Origin of the sequence: Microbacterium sp. ER1 (assembly GCF_023383675.1) — a bacterium.
Taxonomy (GTDB): domain Bacteria; phylum Actinomycetota; class Actinomycetes; order Actinomycetales; family Microbacteriaceae; genus Microbacterium.
The window spans coordinates 376,937-391,460 of sequence record NZ_QCXO01000138.1 but is presented as its reverse complement, the minus strand read 5'-3'; the positions used below and the strand labels follow the sequence as shown (position 1 = coordinate 391,460).

The window sequence follows — 14,524 nt, the reverse complement described above, 5'->3', positions numbered from 1 at the left end:
TTCACGCGGCTTCGAGGAAGGGCTCGTACCGATAACCCGTCTCGTCGAGGATCGACACCGTCGATTCGGGGACCTCCAGGAATGCGCCCGGCAGATCGTTCAGCGGCTCGGAGACGATCACGTGCGCCCGGCGGCCGAAGACGCGCAGCCGTTCGGCATCGGGGTACATCCGGCGAAGAGTCTCGATGTCGGTGGAGTGGAAGAGGGAGCGGGAGCGCCCAGCCGTCGAGTACCGGAACGCCCAGACGGTGGTGCCCTCGGAGACCGCGAAGGTTCCCTGCACGGGGAAACGGACGCCATGCTCGCGCCCCACGCGCTCGGCCTCCCGGATGGCCGCCCGCATCCCCGCGATCGGATCGTCCTGCAGGCCGTGGGTCAGAGCGAGGTGGAACAGCACCTCGGAGTCGGTGGTGCCCTGGATCTCCGGGTAGAGGGAGGGATCGACGGCGAGAGTGAGGTCGCGTTTCACGGTCAGGAAGTCCGCCAGGCCGCCATTGTGCATGAAGAGCCAGTTCGCGTACCGGAAGGGGTGGCAGTTGGTCTGCTGGACCGGCGGCCCGGCGGCCGCTCTCACATGGCTGAAGAAGAGCGGGCTGCGGATCGTGCGGGAGATCTCGCGCAGGTTCAGATCGTTCCAGGCGGGCTCCATGCTGCGGAACAGTGCAGGCTTCGGAGGCTGCCCAGAGTCGTCACCGTTCGACGCCGGATACCAGCCGAGGCCGAACCCATCCCCGTTCACGGTCTCCGCGCCGAGGGGCGAGTCCAGGGACTGCGCCACGAGGGAATGTCGCGCGTCGAGGATCACCTCCGACGGGTGCAGCGGTTCTCCCACATACGCCAGCCACCGACACATGTCGACACCTCGTCCCCGACCCGGTCAGGTCTGTGCCCGACGATACGCTCGGTCGGCCTCCCCGGCGAGACCCGCGGATGGCTGACCGGCTACTCGCACTCCCCGAGGAACCCGAGATAGCACACGGCCTCATGCGTGACGGCCGCCTCGGCATCGTCGTTCGAGACCTGGCGCGTCGCCGTCTCCGGCGTCCGGGTGAGGTGCCCGAAGTCGCCGAGGGAGGCCACGTACATCCCGTCCGCGTCCTCCGCGATCATCCGGTCGATCTCGGTACGGTGCTGCGCGCACAGGTCCGCGGAGGCCGGGATGAGGTCGACCCCGGCGCATGCTCCCGCGTACTCGGCCTCCATGAGCCCGATGCAGTCCGTCCAGTCCTGGTCCACCGCGCACGGGCTCACGCCGTCGTCGGCGACGAGGTACTTGCCGGTCTCGTACTCCTCGCTGTGGAAGGTCTCGGGCTTCTCCGGTACGTCGATCTTGGTCCAGTGGCGTGCGGTCGCGAAGGCGAACACCGTCACGATCGCGGCGATCAGGAGCAGCGCGCCCACGATGCCCAGCGTCACCCAGAGTCCGACCCGGCTCTTCCGCTCCGGGCTCTCCGCGGGCGTGGGGGCCCACGGGGCGGCGACCGGTGCCGGCGGGGGTGCCGCGGCGAATCCCGGCGCGGCGGCGACGGGGAGCTCGTGTCCCCCGAGCGGTGCCGCCGCCGCAGGGGCGGTCGGCGCCGTGGCCGTGGTCGCGAGGAAGTAGTCGTACCAGGCCCGGCTCGCCTGCTCGTCCGCGGCGACCTGCTGCGCCTCGGCGTCGGTGAGCACGAGGCCCCACGCGTCACGGGCCGGTGCATGGGGGAGGGTGGAGCGGAAGTCTTCGAACGACACGGGCATGTTCGCAGAATATCGGCTTCTTCCCCGCGGCCCCGGCGGTCATCCGATGTCCCCGGCTCCTGGAACAATGACGAGGTGATCGGTATGAAGTCCTTCTGGAACGAGTTGCCCACCGAGGGACGCTGGCTGCTGTCGACCGTGGCGATCCAGACCCTCGGGCGGGGGATGACGCTGCCGTTCACGATCATCTACCTCCACGAGGTCCGCGGCTTCGACCTCGGGTTCTCGGGTGCGCTCATGAGCCTCATCGCGATCACGGGGCTCGTCGTCACCGGTCCCGGTGGCACGCTGATCGATCGCTTCGGCGCCCGGCGCGTGCTGATCGTGGGACTCCTGGCGATGATCGCGGGGTGCACGCTCCTCGCCTACGCCACGCATCCCGCCGTCGCGACGGTCGCGGTCGTGCTCATCGGGATCAACTTCGGGGTCTCCTGGCCCGGCTTCAACGCCCTCATCGCCTCGGTGGTCGACGGCGAGGTCCGTCAGCAGTACTTCGGCGTGAACTTCGCCCTCGTCAACCTCGGCATCGGCGTGGGCGGGATCATTGGCGGGTTCTTCGTCGACGTGACGGAGCCCTCGACGTTCACCACGATCTTCCTCATCGACGCGGCCACGAGCCTCATCCCGCTCGCTCTGCTCCTTGGCCCGCTCCGGCACGTGCGCACCCAGGCGGACCCGGACCCTGCGGTGACCACCGAGGGCGGTTACCGGGAGATCCTGCGGCGCCCCGCGGTGCTCTGGATGACGCTGCTGACCTTCTTCTCCGTCTTCATCGGCTACGGACAGATCGAGGCGGGCTTCCCCGCCTACGCCCGTCAGATCGCCCAGGTCTCGACCGCCGTCGTCGGCATCTCGTTCGCGGTGAACACGGCCGTCATCGTGCTGCTGCAGTTCGCCGTCCTCCGGCTCATCACTGGGCGCCGGCGCACCAGGGTCATGCAGGTAATGGCCCTCATCTGGGCCGTCTCCTGGGTCATGCTCGGCGCCGCGGGCCTGCTTCCCGACTCGGTCACGGCTGCGATCGCCGTCATCGCGTTCATGGGCGTGTTCGCCTTCGGGGAGACGATGATGCAGCCGACGATCCCGGCCATCTACAACGATCTCGCGACGGACCGCACCCGCGGGCGCTACAACGCCCTCAACTCCGCGGCCTTCCAGGGTGGTGCCATCCTCGGCCCGCTCGTCGCGGGAGTGCTCCTCGGCGTCGGCGTCAGCGGCTGGTTCATCGCGGTCATGGTCGCGGGCAGCCTCGCCGTCGGCGTGCTAGCGGTCGTACTGGAGCGGGTGCTCCCGGCAGCGGCCAACGGCAGCAGCGCCGAGGTCCATCGAACGGACGAGGTCGAACGGACGCCGCCGGTCTAGGCTCCGAGCATGGCCCTCGAACCGCTCTTCCTCCGTCTCGACCGGATCGCGGGTGGGCGGCAGGCCGGCGTGCTGATCAGCGACGCCGGTCGCACCCATCCGCGGACCGTCCGTGCCTTCACCTGGATCCTCTGGCTGCTCGTCGCCGAGCTGGTGCTCGGGGTGGGTGCCGTAGTGGTCGCCCTGGTGCTCGCCGCCGACGGCGACAGCGTGCCGTTCGCCGTGTGGATGCGCACCCTCGTGGTGCTGGCGATGACCGCGACGCTGTTCTACTTCGCCTGGCGCGCGCGCCGCGGATGGCGCTGGGCCTATCTCCGCCTGCGGCTGTTCGCGCAGATCTTCCCGGTCATCACGCTCGTCATGGCGGCGATCCCCGGCCTCTACCCGGTCTGGATGGTCACCGAGCAGATCGTCTTCAGCCTGATCATGATCGGCATCGCGGACTTCCTCACCAGCGACCACATGCGGGCGGTCTTCGCGAAGGACGCCGACCCGGATAGCACGCCGGCGGGGTGAGACGCCACTCCCTTCCGGCCGAGACCGCGGTCACTCCACACTCGGAGGAGCTGCACGGCGGGAGGAGAGACGCATGGCGCGACTGGTGCGAGTGGTGCCCGGCCAGGACCCGGGTTTCACACGGAAGCGGACGAGCTCGGGATTCCGGTACGTCGATCCGACGGGGGAGCCGGCGCCCGAGGCGGATCGCGAACGCATCAGCGACCTGGTGATCCCGCCGGCGTGGCAGGACGTGTGGATCGCGGCCGACCCGCTCGCGCACATCCAGGCCGTCGGGATCGACACCGCCGGGCGCAAGCAGTACCTGTATCACCCGCTCTGGCGGGTCTCCCGCGACCGTCGCAAGTTCGTCCGTGCGCTGGACCTCGCCGCAGCTCTGCCCAGCGCTCGGGCGCAGGTCACCAAGGCGCTCAAGGAGGACGGGCAGACGAAGGAGCGCGCCCTCGCGATCGCCTTCCGCCTCCTCGACGACGCCGCGCTGCGGATCGGTTCGGAACGCTACCTGGCGCGTCACGGCAGCCGGGGCCTGACCACGCTCCGCCGCCGCGACGTCCGTATCGATGGCGGCGACGTCGCCCTCTCTTTCCCGGCGAAGAGCGGACAGACCGCCGCGATCGAGATCACCGACGAAGCCCTCGCCGAAGCCCTCACCGACTTCGCGAGCGGTGCCTCGACCGCTTTCCTCCTGGCGTACCGGAAGGGTCGGCGGCGGGTGAAGATCACGCCCGCCGAGGTCAACACGTACCTCAAGGACGTGCTCGGGGCCAGCTTCTCGGCAAAGGACTTCCGGACGCTGCACGGCACGATCATCGCCGCGGACGCCCTCGCCCGCATCGGAGCCCTCGACCGCCGCGGTCAGCGGAACCGGGCCGAACGTCTCGCGGTGCAGGCGGCGGCGACCGCCCTCGGCAACACGACCGCGGTCGCCCGCAACAGCTACATCGATCCCCGTGTGTTCCGGCAGTACGGTCGGGGGCGGACGCTCGACCTCGACGTGACGCCCGAGACGGCGATCCGGCGACTGCTGGGCGGACCGGAGACGTCGCGGAAGGTCAACCGGCGAGGAACGGGGCGGCGCGGTTGAACGCGCCGACGCTCCCCGGTCGTCGCCGGGAAGATGCCAGGATGGGGGGATGCACACCGCGAACCTGACCCGTGAGGAGACCGCGGCGCGATCCGCTGCGATCACCCTGCACCGCATCCGCGTCGAGCTGGACCTGACCGGAGCCCCGGAGCGGGCGCGCACGGGCTTCCCGACCACGACCGTCCTGGAGTTCGATGCGACCGTCCAGAGCACGTGGCTGGACTTCATCGGCGAGGAGGTCGTCCGCGTCGAGGTGAACGGGGAGCAGCGGGATGTCGTCTACGACGGGGCGCGCCTGACGATCGACGGCCTCGCGGCCTCGAACGTCGTCCTGGTCGAGGCGGTCGGTGCCTACAGCCGGTCGGGGGAGGGTCTGCACCGGTTCCACGACCCGGCAGACGACCGCACCTACCTGTACACCCAGTACGAGCCCGCGGACTCCCGCCGGGTGATGGCCTGCTTCGAGCAGCCGGACATGAAGGCGGAGTACACCTTCGTCGTCGACGCGCCGTCCGGGTGGGAGGTGCTCTCGAACCAGTCGCCGGCTCACGTCGACCTCGGCGTCGGCGTGCAGCGGGTGCAGTTCGCCCCCACCCTGCCGATCTCGAGCTACATCACGGCGATCGCGGCCGGCCCCTATGCCCGCGTCGACGGGGAGTGGACCAGAGACGAGCAGCAGGTCGCCCTCGGGGTGTTCGTCCGCCGCTCGCTCGTCGATCACCTCGAGGCCGACGAGATCCTCGAGGTCACCCGGCAGGGGCTCGACTTCTTCACCGACGCCTTCGCCTATCCCTATCCGTGGGGCAAGTACGACCAGGTCTTCGTCCCCGAGTACAACCTCGGTGCGATGGAGAATCCCGGTCTGGTCACCTTCACGGAGGGCTACCTCTCGCGCGGCGCCGCCACCGAGGCGCAGCGGGCGAGCCGGGCCAACACGATCCTCCACGAGATGGCGCACATGTGGTTCGGCGACCTCGTCACGATGACGTGGTGGGACGACCTCTGGCTCAAGGAGTCGTTCGCCGACTACATGGGCTCGCACGCCTCGGCGGTGGCCACCCGGTTCCACGACGCGTGGGTGACGTTCGCCATGCGTCGCAAGGCCTGGGCCTATCAGCAGGATCAGCTCCCCACGACCCACCCCATCGTCGCCGACATCCCCGACCTCGAGGCCGCGAAGCTGAACTTCGACGGCATCACCTACGCCAAGGGCGCTTCGGTGCTGAAGCAGCTGGTCGCCTTCGTAGGCGACGAGGCGTTCTTCGAGGGGGCTCGCCGGTACTTCGCCGCCAACGCCTTCGGCAACACAACTCTCGACGACTTCCTCGTCGAGCTCAGCGCGGTGTCCGGCCGGGACATGACCGACTGGGCGGCCGCCTGGCTGCAGACGACGGGCGTCTCGACGATCTGGACGGAGACCGACGCCGACGGAGGACACCACCTCGTGCAGGACGACGTCCGTCCGCACCGCCTGCGGATCGGGCTGTACGACCGCGTGGATGGCCGCATCGTGCGGCGGGAGCAGCGGGAGCTGGACCTGATCGGGGAGCGCGTGGACATCGACCTCCCCGAGGCCGATCTCGTGCTGCTCAACGACGACGACCTCACCTATGCGAAGGCGCGCCTCGACGAGCGGTCCCTCCGCACCGTCGAGGAGTCGCTGTCCGACATCGAGGACCCGCTCGCCCGGGCGCTCGTGTGGTCGTCGCTCTGGAACGCCACCCGTGACGGCGAACTCGACGCGGCTCGCTTCGTCGCGATCGTGCGGGCGCACGCGCCGCGGGAGTCGAACGGCGGTCTGCTGGCCGCAGCGCTCCTCGACGCCGCTTTCGCGCTGCGGCATTTCGTCCGCGACGACCGACGCGACGCGGAGCAGCGCGCCTGGACCGAGGCCACGTGGTCGACGCTGCAGCAGGCGGACGCCGGCAGCGACGCCCAGCTCTCCTGGGCGCGCGCGCTGGCGGCGGCCTCGGCTTTCGATGACATCCATCACGCCGAGGTCCGTGCCCTGCTCGACGGCGATGTGCCCGAAGGGCTCGTCGTGGATCCCGACCTGCGCTGGCAGCTCCTCACGGCCCTCGTGACGACCGGCCACGCCGATCTCGCGGACATCGCTGCGGAGGAGGAGCGGGACGACACCGGCGACGGACGCACCGCCGCCCGCCGCGCTCGCGCCTCCGTCCCCGACGCGGCGGTGCGCGCGGCCGCCTGGACGGCCGCGTGGGACGACCGGTCGCTCACCAACGACCACCTCGATGCCGAGATCGGGGGCTTCCGCGCCGGCGGCCGCCGCGAACTCATCGAGTCCTTCGACGAGGAGTACTTCGAGCGGATCGGGACCGCGTGGTCGGAGCGGAGCATCGAGATCGCTCGTCGCCTGGTGATCGGTCTGTTCCCCGCGCGGTCCTCGCTGGACCTGGTCGATGCCTGGCTGTCGGCCACCCCCAAGGCCCCGGCGGCGCTGCGACGACTCCTCATCGAGCAGCGCGACCACCTCGCGCGTGACCTGCGGGTGCGGGGCGCTCAGGGCTGACCGACAGCGATCCCGGCAGCGGTCAGCGCCTCAGGCTCTTCGCGATGGCCTTGCCCTCAGGGGACTCTGCCAGCGTGTCCCAGAGGTCTGCGGAGCTCAGCGACACGTACACCCCTGGCGCGCCCTGCTCGCCGCAGCCGTCCCCGTAGGACACGACGCCGATCTGGTAGGCGGTGTCGCGCGCCGGAGGTCGGCGGAAAAGCGGCCCGCCGCTGTCTCCCTGGCAGGAGTCCTTGCCGACGACGCCGGCACACATGTTCACTCCCGGGCGGAAGGAGTCGTAGCTGAGCTCGCACTCCTCCGTCGCGAGTATCGGCACCTGGACCTGACGGAGCCGGTCCGGGAAGTTCCCGCGAGCGGTGTCGGTGTTGCCCCAGCCGATGACCGTCGCCGACTGTCCAGGACGGAGGAGGGCGTCCGTCCCTTGGTGGGCAGCTTCACGGGCACGATGCCCGAGACCGGGCGGTCGAGCGTCACGAAGGCGAGGTCGTAGGCCTCATCCCCCTGGAGGTACCGCGGGTGCACGACGACCGGGCCGCCGGCGTCCGCGCCGGCGAGACCGCGATCCTGACCCTGACTGCCGTCGGACAGCACGGTGCGGCCGACCGTCACCGTCACTCCGTCCACGTCGGGCACCGGGAGCCCGCTGAGGGGGTCGGCGCCCGTGACGCAATGCGCGGCGGTCATCACGACGCGCGGCGCCACCAGCGAGCCGCCACAGAAGGCCTCGCCGGCGAACTGGAGGGACGCCATGAACGGATAGGCGTCGTTCGGCACCGCCGTGCCTCCGATGATCCGCGAGCTGGCCCGTTCCTCGCGGTCGCCGAAATCGTCGTCCGCCCGTGCCGTCGCCGCCGTCGTGCCGACGAGGCCGGACGCGACGAGGGCGACGCCGGCGAGGGCGAGCCCGATCCTCTTCCTGCTCTGGTGAACTCCGGTCATCATCATGAGGACTGCTCCTTTCGTGACAGGTAACACGTTACGAGCGCCCAGTACAGCATCCGGTCACGACCGGAGCAAGAGTGCCCCGGTATCCTGGCCCGCGGTCAGGAGGTGCTGCCGGTCGCGGCCTCCACGGTCATGCCCATCACGGTCCGCACGATCCACGGATGGGCGTGGTCATCAGCGATGTGGCTCATGCCGAGCTTCTCCGCCACGCCTCGTGACGCCTGGTTCTCGGGGTGGATGATGGCGGTGAGGAGTATCGGCGCCAACGTCTGCGCGACGAGGTCGACGCAGGCGCGCGCCGCCTCGGTCGCATAGCCGCGCCGCTGGCGGTCGGCGCGGACGTGATAGCCGACTTCGAGGACGGGGGAGTCGTTCACCGACTGCCAGGTGAGACCGCAGTCGCCGAGGAACTCCCCGTCGTGCGTCTCGATGATCCAGAGACCGTGGCCGTCCTCGCGGTAGCGCTGCTGCATGCGCGCGATCCACGCGGCGGCTTCGGTTCGCGACTTCGGCGCCGGGTAGTAGGCCATGACCTTCGGATCCCCGAGGAGCGCCGCCATCTCGTCGAGGTCGTCGGCGGTCATCTCCCGGAAGGTGAGCCGCGGCGTCGGGGCGGGAAGGAGGCGTCGCGGTGCGGTCACAGATCCACGGCGTCGCCGGGTTCGAGCACGAGGAACTCGCCGCCGCCCTGCTCGGTCGCCCACTGCAGCCGCTGGCGGTGCATGTTCTTGCCGATCACGGACAGGGTCATGTCGTGCGTGCCGAACGCGCGGCGGGGCTTCACGGCGAGCACGTAGTCGATGGCTTCCCCGATCTTGAGCCACGGGGCTCCGAGCGGCGCGGCGAGGGTGCCGACCTCGACGCCCTCGGGCACCGCATAGGAGTCGCCGGGGTAGTAGAACGTGTCGTTGACGAGCACGCCCACGTTGTCGATGGTCGGGATCGACGAGTGGATCACCGCGTGCGTGCCGCCGAAGAAGCGCAGGGTGAAGGCGCCGACCTCCACGGTGTCGCCGGGGGAGACGACGGTGACCTCGTAGCCCTCCGCCGCCTTCGCCACGCCCTCCGGCCCGAAGATGGGGGTGCCGGGGGCCGCGCGGAGGATCCGGTCGAGGTGCTCCGGCGTCCAGTGGTCGGGGTGCTCGTGCGTGAGCACGATGGCGACCAGTCCGCTGAGATCGTGCAGCGGGGCGGTGAAGGATCCGGGATCGATCAGGAGGGTGTCGTCGTTCTGGTCCAGGCGAAGGGTGGCATGTTCGAACTTGGTGACGCGCATGAGACGAGTCAACTCCTTCCCGGGGGTCTGCGGCAAACGGAAATCGGCGCGCCACGCCCGGGATCTCGGGTGAAGCGGCCTCGATTTGGCGCAGTGAGAATCGCCGTGGCATACTTGAACGGTTGTCGCGGAACGGAAAAGTTCCGCAAGACGGCCCCATCGTATAGCGGCCTAGTACGCCGCCCTCTCACGGCGGTAACGCGGGTTCGAATCCCGCTGGGGTCACACAACACGACGAAAGCCCTCCGGTTCTCCGGGGGGCTTTCGTCGTTCCCGACCGTGCGCGTCAGTCGTCCGCGCGCAGCGACAGGGTCCGGAACGCGCGGGCCCGGAGCGGCACGAGCATGAGCGTCATCATCGCGCCACCGGCCACGACGAACGGCACCCAGACGGCGGTGAGGGAGGCGAGTGCGCCGAAGCCCGCCATCGCGAGCGGCATCAGGCAGTCGTCGCCGAGCCGGGTGAGGGAGCTCATCCGACCGAGGAACGCGGTGTCCACCGTCGCGGCGAACGTCGCGCTCAGCAACACGGAGGCGTATCCCGCGGTGGCACCGACCACAGCCGCGGCGACGGCCACCGTCCAGACGGGGCCGAACCCGAGCGCGACGATGCCCGCTCCCTGCACGAGGAGAGCGCCGAATCCGCTCCGCGCCTCGTGGCGCGGCCGCCATCTCGCGACCGCGGCCGCGCCCACGGCGGCACCGAGGCCGAGGAGGCCCTCGAACAGGCCGACCGCGGGAGCTCCCCAGCCTTCGGCGTGCGCCCGCAGGGCGAGGCCGATGCCGACGGCCGGCCCGACCGCGAGGTTGAGCCCGGAGAGGGCGATGACGAGCGTGCGCGTCGTGGGGTTCGCCCCGAGGTGGGCGAACGCCGCGCCGATCGCGCGCAGGGACGACGTGCGCGGGGCCCGGGCGAGCCGGAACCGCGGGCGCAGGGCGATCGCCAGGAATCCGACGACGAGGGCGAAGGTCACCGCGTTCGCCGATGCGCTCCCCGCGAGACCGGCCTGCGCGACGAGCAGGCCGCCCAGCGCGGCGCCGCCCATCGTGCCCAGGCGTGATGCCGTCTGGATGACAGCCGCGTAGGAGGGGAGATCGTCCGTGCGCACCAGCTGTCGCCCGATGGTGCCGGCCGAGGGCTCGTAGAACGCGTCGCACACCCCGAACGCCACGGCGGCGGCGAGCAGGACGGGCACGGTCGGCGCCTGCGAGACCGTCCACACGGCAGCGGCGACGAGCACGCCCACACGCGCCGCGTTGCAGACCATCATCACCCGGCGGGCGTCGGCGCGATCCGCGATGACTCCGCCGAAGAGCAGGACCATGGCGCGCGGAATCGTGCCGGCGGCGACGACGAGTCCGGCGACGGCGGGGGAGGCGATCTGCACGGCCGTCCACGCCACCGCGATCGTCCACACGGCGTCGCCGGCATCGGACAGGGCCTTCACGCCGATCCACGCGTGCACCATCCGGTCGCGCCGGAAAGGAGGAGGGGCCGAGAGCTCGAGGGGCGGGGTGAGTGCGGTCATCACGGTTCCGTGGGGAACGCGTGGGCGAAGAAGAACACGGGCGTGCGCTCCTGGCCGTCGTCCTCGTCGATCGATGCCTGCCAGTCCCGCAGCGCCTGCAGGACGCGTGCGGAGAGATCGCGCAGCTCGTCCGGGGTCGCCCAGGCGGTGGCCTCCGTGTTGGAGGCGTCGTAGTCCGCCACGGCGGGATGGCCTCGGCGGCGGCGCCAGCGCTGCAGACGGTCGATCTGCATGCGGATGCCCTGCCGCTGTGCTTCCCGGGCGAGGAGCGCATCGGCGGGGGAGTCGGCGAAGTCCTCCACCGACCAGGTGAGGCCGCGTCGTGCGACCGTCCACCAGCTCGTGCGCCGATCGCCGGTCGGGTCGGGGGCACGCGCGACGATCCCGGCGCGCTCGAGCATCCGGAGGTGATGGCTGATGCTGCCGACCTGGCTGTCGAGTGCGCGGGCGATCGCCGTCACCTGCGACGTGCCGTAGAGCAGGAGGTGGTCGTAGATGCGACGCCGCAGCGGATGGTGCACGGCGGTGATCACGGAGATGTCTTCCACGCCCCGAAGGCTATGCAGCGGTTCGGAGACGCACAAGACTTCTTGTATACCGCGGAACGTCGGGTTATTCCTCCGTGCGGGGCTCAGCGGGCGCGGCCTTCCGGCGCCGTCGGCCGCGGCGGACGAGCCAGACGACCAGGACGACGACAGCGGCCACCGCAAGCCAGGGGAGGAGGAAGCCGAACGCGATCACCAAGGCGTTGAGCGAGACGACCAGACCGTTCCATCCGGCCCGCAACCCGTCGCCGAAGCCCGCGGGGTCCGCTGCGGCCGGGGCGTCCACCCGCGACAGCTCCACCGTGAGGGACGACAGGGCCACCTGATCCTCCAGTGCGGCGAGCTGCTGTTCGTACGACTCGAGCTGTGCCTGGCGATCGGTGAGCGCGACCTCGGCCTCGATGAGATCGGCGACCGAGCCCGACTGGCTCATGAGCTCCGTGAGCCGTTGCACCGAGGCGCGGGTCGACTCCACGCGGGCGCGGAGATCGATCGCGGTGGCGGTGACGTCCTGCTTCGTGACGGAGGACGACAGGACCTCCCCGGTGTCGCCGAGGGCGGCGATCACCGTCGTCAGGTCGTCGGCGGGGACGCGGACCGTGATCCAGCCGTACCCGGAGTCCGCGGGGACCCGCTCGGCGGGGGCATCCGTCGCGACCGCCTTGCCGACCTCGGTGCTCTCGACGTAGCCGCCGTGCTCCGCGGCGAGGTCGCCGATGGCGGCAGCGGCGTCGACGATGTCCTTCACGCGCAGAGAAGCCTGGGCCGTGGCGACGATCTCCCTGGTGTCCTCGGCGGATGCCGCCGCGTCCGATCCGACGGCACCGGGGAGGGTCGCCCCTTCGACGGCCCGGTCCGGCACGGCCGAGCCCGCCTCGTCGGTCGACCAGCCCACGACGCCGTCCGCGGTGGACACGGACGAGCCGCCGCCTCCCACGGCACCGAGGATCGGCGGCGTCACCAGGACCCCGACGACGAAGGCCGCCGCGATCCCGCCGGCCGTGAGCCACCGGCGTCGACGTCTCCTGGCGCGCTCTGCGCGCGGCGGAACCGGCGGCCGCTCACCCTGGATCTCGCTGAAGACGGCGTCCTCGATCCGCGCGACGGTCGCGTCGGACACGGGCGGGAGGCTCTGCTGCGGGGTCTGGTCGTTCATGCGTCCCTCACTTCCTTGACGGCGCCGCGCAGCTGGGTGCGCACGCGCGAGAGACGGTTCCGGACGACGGCGTGCGTCACGCCGAGCTCGTCGGCGGCGGCCTGGTAGGCGTAGCCCTCGGACGCGCACAGCCGGAAGATCTCCCGGTCGAGCTCGTTCAGGGTGCCCACCTCCGCGGCGATCCGCGCGGCGAGCGCCGCCGTGATCACCTGGTCCTCGACGCTGACGACGTCGGGGAGCTGGTCGTCGGCCGCGTCCGTCGTGTGCGCCTGGTCGCGGCGCCGCTGACGCAGCCGGTTCGCTGCTTGGAAGCGGCAGATCGTCGCGAGCCAGGGGAGGATCGATTCTCCCTGCAGCTCCAGGCCCGGAAGCTTGCGCCAGGCGACCACGAAGGTCTCCTGCGTCACGTCCTCCGCGTCGGCGGCGGCGCCCAGGATGCCATGGGCGATCCAGTACACGGGGCGCACGTGGGCACGGTACAGCGCGCGGAAGGCGCTCTGGTCGCCGGCCGCCGCCTGGGCGGCCCATCGCTGGTCACTCGTCTGTGCGGGCATCCTGGTTCCGTTCGGTGTCTCTCCCTGGAGAGTGTCGGCGGATGTCCCATCGTCTCAGCACGGATGCGGATCCGCCGCCGTGTGTCGACATCCTCGTCCCGATGACCCCCACCTCCGGTAGCATGGCCCGGGCGAGAGGGAGTATCCCGAATCCGCGCGTAACGTCATCACGAGCACCGACATCGCTGCTCCGGGCGCGCGCCGCACATCTGCGGGGGAGAGACTTTCGACTCATTCCCGACCCCTCGCGAAAGGTGCACAGCGCCCGTGGACATCCCCGTCTGGTTCGAGATCACCTCGATGGTCGTCCTCACGATCATCCTGATCGGCGACCTGCTCCTCATCCGGCTGCGCCCGCACATCCCCTCCACCAAGGAGTCGACCCTCTGGGTCGTGTTCTATGTGGGTCTCGCCCTGCTCTTCGCGGTGCTGCTGGGGACCGCGGGCGGATGGCGGAACGCCGGGGACTTCATCACCGGGTGGGCGCTGGAGTACAGCCTCTCCGTCGACAACCTCTTCGTCTTCGTGCTGATCATGGCGCAGTTCGCGGTGCCGCGACGTCTGCAGCAGCAGGTGCTGATGGTCGGGATCATCATCGCGCTGGTCCTGCGCGGGCTGTTCATCCTCGTCGGCGTGACGATCATCGAGAACTTCTCGCCGATCTTCTACCTGTTCGGCGCCTTCCTCGTCTACACCGCCATCCGGCAGGCGATGCCGGAAGGCGAGCACGAGGACGACGTCAAGCGTGAGAACTTCATCGTCCGGCTGCTCCGCCGCCGGATCGACATCAGCGAGACCTACGACGGCTCGAAGATCCGCACGACCGTCGACGGGAAGCGGATGTGGACGCCGATGATCATCGTGTTCATCACGATCGGCGTCACTGACCTCATCTTCGCGATCGACTCGATCCCCGCGATCTTCGAGATCACGACCAACGGCTTCCTCGTCTTCGCCGCCAACATCTTCGCGCTCATGGGGCTGCGCCAGCTCTACTTCCTCCTCGGCGACCTCCTGGACCGCCTCCGCTACCTGCACTACGGCATCGCCGTGATCCTCGGGTTCATCGGCATCAAGCTGATCCTGCACGCGCTGCACGTCAACGAGCTCCCGTTCATCAACGGCGGTGAGCACGTGGAATGGGTGCCGGACATCGACAACATGGTGTCGCTCGCCGTGATCCTCGTGTCGATGACGGTCGCGACGATCGCGAGCCTGATCGCCTCGTCCCGGGAGAAGCGCGCCGAGAAGCGCACCATCCCGGTCGGCGACTGAGTCCGCGCGG

The 14,524-nt window shown here is 70.2% G+C and carries 14 protein-coding genes, 1 tRNA gene and 1 pseudogene; 6 read left to right on the top strand and 10 right to left on the bottom strand.

Going from position 1 to position 14,524, the window contains the following annotated elements; translation table 11 throughout:
- Nucleotide 1: 1 nt before the first annotated feature.
- A complete protein-coding gene (locus tag BV453_RS15250) occupies nt 2-853 on the bottom strand; it encodes a class II glutamine amidotransferase (RefSeq protein WP_051582188.1) in 852 nt (283 codons plus the stop codon).
- Between the two features lie 89 nt (nt 854-942).
- The gene (locus BV453_RS15245; RefSeq protein WP_249521970.1) at nt 943-1,737 is read right to left on the bottom strand and encodes a hypothetical protein; all 795 of its coding nucleotides are present in this window, start codon (nt 1,735-1,737) and stop codon (nt 943-945) included.
- Nucleotides 1,738-1,821: 84 nt separating this feature from the next.
- On the opposite strand from BV453_RS15245, the gene BV453_RS15240 reads away from it, so the two are divergent.
- The 4 genes from BV453_RS15240 (at nt 1,822) to pepN (ending at nt 7,232) form a co-directional block, all read left to right on the top strand.
- On the top strand, nt 1,822-3,099 hold the full coding sequence (locus BV453_RS15240; RefSeq protein WP_025103295.1) for an MFS transporter: 1,278 nt from the start codon (nt 1,822-1,824) through the stop codon (nt 3,097-3,099).
- A gap of 9 nt (nt 3,100-3,108) precedes the next feature.
- Entirely contained in the window at nt 3,109-3,615 is a 507-nt protein-coding gene (locus BV453_RS15235) for a hypothetical protein (protein ID WP_025103296.1), read from the top strand.
- Nucleotides 3,616-3,688: 73 nt separating this feature from the next.
- Nucleotides 3,689-4,699 (top strand): DNA topoisomerase IB, encoded by a 1,011-nt coding sequence (locus tag BV453_RS15230; protein ID WP_249521969.1) that lies wholly within the window; start codon nt 3,689-3,691, stop codon nt 4,697-4,699.
- A gap of 49 nt (nt 4,700-4,748) precedes the next feature.
- On the top strand, nt 4,749-7,232 hold the full coding sequence (pepN, locus tag BV453_RS15225; RefSeq protein ID WP_249521968.1) for an aminopeptidase N: 2,484 nt from the start codon (nt 4,749-4,751) through the stop codon (nt 7,230-7,232).
- 22 nt (nt 7,233-7,254) lie between these two features.
- Here pepN and BV453_RS16690 read toward each other — a convergent pair whose 3' ends face one another.
- The 4 genes and pseudogenes from BV453_RS16690 to BV453_RS15210 all read right to left on the bottom strand — a co-directional run bounded on the left by BV453_RS16690 (nt 7,255) and on the right by BV453_RS15210 (nt 9,456).
- Nucleotides 7,255-7,614 (bottom strand): trypsin-like serine protease, encoded by a 360-nt coding sequence (locus tag BV453_RS16690; protein WP_374209037.1) that lies wholly within the window; start codon nt 7,612-7,614, stop codon nt 7,255-7,257.
- Nucleotides 7,615-7,733: 119 nt separating this feature from the next.
- Nucleotides 7,734-7,985: pseudogene (locus BV453_RS16970) on the bottom strand (trypsin-like serine protease); the annotation flags it as partial.
- A 293-nt stretch (nt 7,986-8,278) separates the two neighbouring features.
- Nucleotides 8,279-8,764, bottom strand: coding sequence for a GNAT family N-acetyltransferase (locus BV453_RS15215; RefSeq protein WP_249521967.1), 486 nt, complete (start codon nt 8,762-8,764; stop codon nt 8,279-8,281).
- A 53-nt stretch (nt 8,765-8,817) separates the two neighbouring features.
- A complete protein-coding gene (locus BV453_RS15210; protein ID WP_025103300.1) occupies nt 8,818-9,456 on the bottom strand; it encodes an MBL fold metallo-hydrolase in 639 nt (212 codons plus the stop codon).
- 152 nt (nt 9,457-9,608) lie between these two features.
- Here BV453_RS15210 and BV453_RS15205 point away from each other — a divergent pair.
- Nucleotides 9,609-9,681, top strand: a tRNA-Glu gene (locus BV453_RS15205).
- A gap of 61 nt (nt 9,682-9,742) precedes the next feature.
- Here the strand turns inward: BV453_RS15205 and BV453_RS15200 are convergent.
- From BV453_RS15200 to BV453_RS15185, 4 genes are all read right to left on the bottom strand, one after another.
- Nucleotides 9,743-10,984: an MFS transporter gene (locus BV453_RS15200; RefSeq protein ID WP_249521966.1), complete on the bottom strand. Its 1,242-nt coding sequence runs from the start codon at nt 10,982-10,984 to the stop codon at nt 9,743-9,745.
- Nucleotides 10,984-11,532: a helix-turn-helix domain-containing protein gene (locus tag BV453_RS15195; protein WP_249521965.1), complete on the bottom strand. Its 549-nt coding sequence runs from the start codon at nt 11,530-11,532 to the stop codon at nt 10,984-10,986. The genes BV453_RS15200 and BV453_RS15195 overlap by 1 nt, the downstream gene beginning before the upstream one ends.
- Before the next feature lie 64 nt (nt 11,533-11,596).
- The gene (locus BV453_RS15190; protein WP_249521964.1) at nt 11,597-12,685 is read right to left on the bottom strand and encodes a DUF4349 domain-containing protein; all 1,089 of its coding nucleotides are present in this window, start codon (nt 12,683-12,685) and stop codon (nt 11,597-11,599) included.
- Nucleotides 12,682-13,239, bottom strand: a complete 558-nt coding sequence (locus BV453_RS15185; protein ID WP_025103304.1) for an RNA polymerase sigma factor — start codon at nt 13,237-13,239, stop codon at nt 12,682-12,684. The genes BV453_RS15190 and BV453_RS15185 overlap by 4 nt, the downstream gene beginning before the upstream one ends.
- 267 nt (nt 13,240-13,506) lie before the next feature.
- On the opposite strand from BV453_RS15185, the gene BV453_RS15180 reads away from it, so the two are divergent.
- Nucleotides 13,507-14,514, top strand: coding sequence for a TerC/Alx family metal homeostasis membrane protein (locus BV453_RS15180; RefSeq protein WP_085606982.1), 1,008 nt, complete (start codon nt 13,507-13,509; stop codon nt 14,512-14,514).
- The last annotated feature ends 10 nt before the right edge of the window (nt 14,515-14,524 follow it).

Coding starts and splice junctions, on each gene's coding strand:
- BV453_RS15190 (WP_249521964.1), bottom strand. CDS start 12,685: ATGAACGACCAGACCCCGCAGCAGAGCCTCCCGCCCGTGTCCGACGCG.
- BV453_RS15245 (WP_249521970.1), bottom strand. CDS start 1,737: ATGCCCGTGTCGTTCGAAGACTTCCGCTCCACCCTCCCCCATGCACCG.
- BV453_RS15240 (WP_025103295.1), top strand. CDS start 1,822: ATGAAGTCCTTCTGGAACGAGTTGCCCACCGAGGGACGCTGGCTGCTG.
- BV453_RS15230 (WP_249521969.1), top strand. CDS start 3,689: ATGGCGCGACTGGTGCGAGTGGTGCCCGGCCAGGACCCGGGTTTCACA.
- BV453_RS15210 (WP_025103300.1), bottom strand. CDS start 9,456: ATGCGCGTCACCAAGTTCGAACATGCCACCCTTCGCCTGGACCAGAAC.
- BV453_RS15250 (WP_051582188.1), bottom strand. CDS start 853: ATGTGTCGGTGGCTGGCGTATGTGGGAGAACCGCTGCACCCGTCGGAG.
- BV453_RS15215 (WP_249521967.1), bottom strand. CDS start 8,764: ATGACCGCCGACGACCTCGACGAGATGGCGGCGCTCCTCGGGGATCCG.
- BV453_RS15185 (WP_025103304.1), bottom strand. CDS start 13,239: ATGCCCGCACAGACGAGTGACCAGCGATGGGCCGCCCAGGCGGCGGCC.
- pepN (WP_249521968.1), top strand. CDS start 4,749: ATGCACACCGCGAACCTGACCCGTGAGGAGACCGCGGCGCGATCCGCT.
- BV453_RS15200 (WP_249521966.1), bottom strand. CDS start 10,984: ATGACCGCACTCACCCCGCCCCTCGAGCTCTCGGCCCCTCCTCCTTTC.
- BV453_RS15235 (WP_025103296.1), top strand. CDS start 3,109: ATGGCCCTCGAACCGCTCTTCCTCCGTCTCGACCGGATCGCGGGTGGG.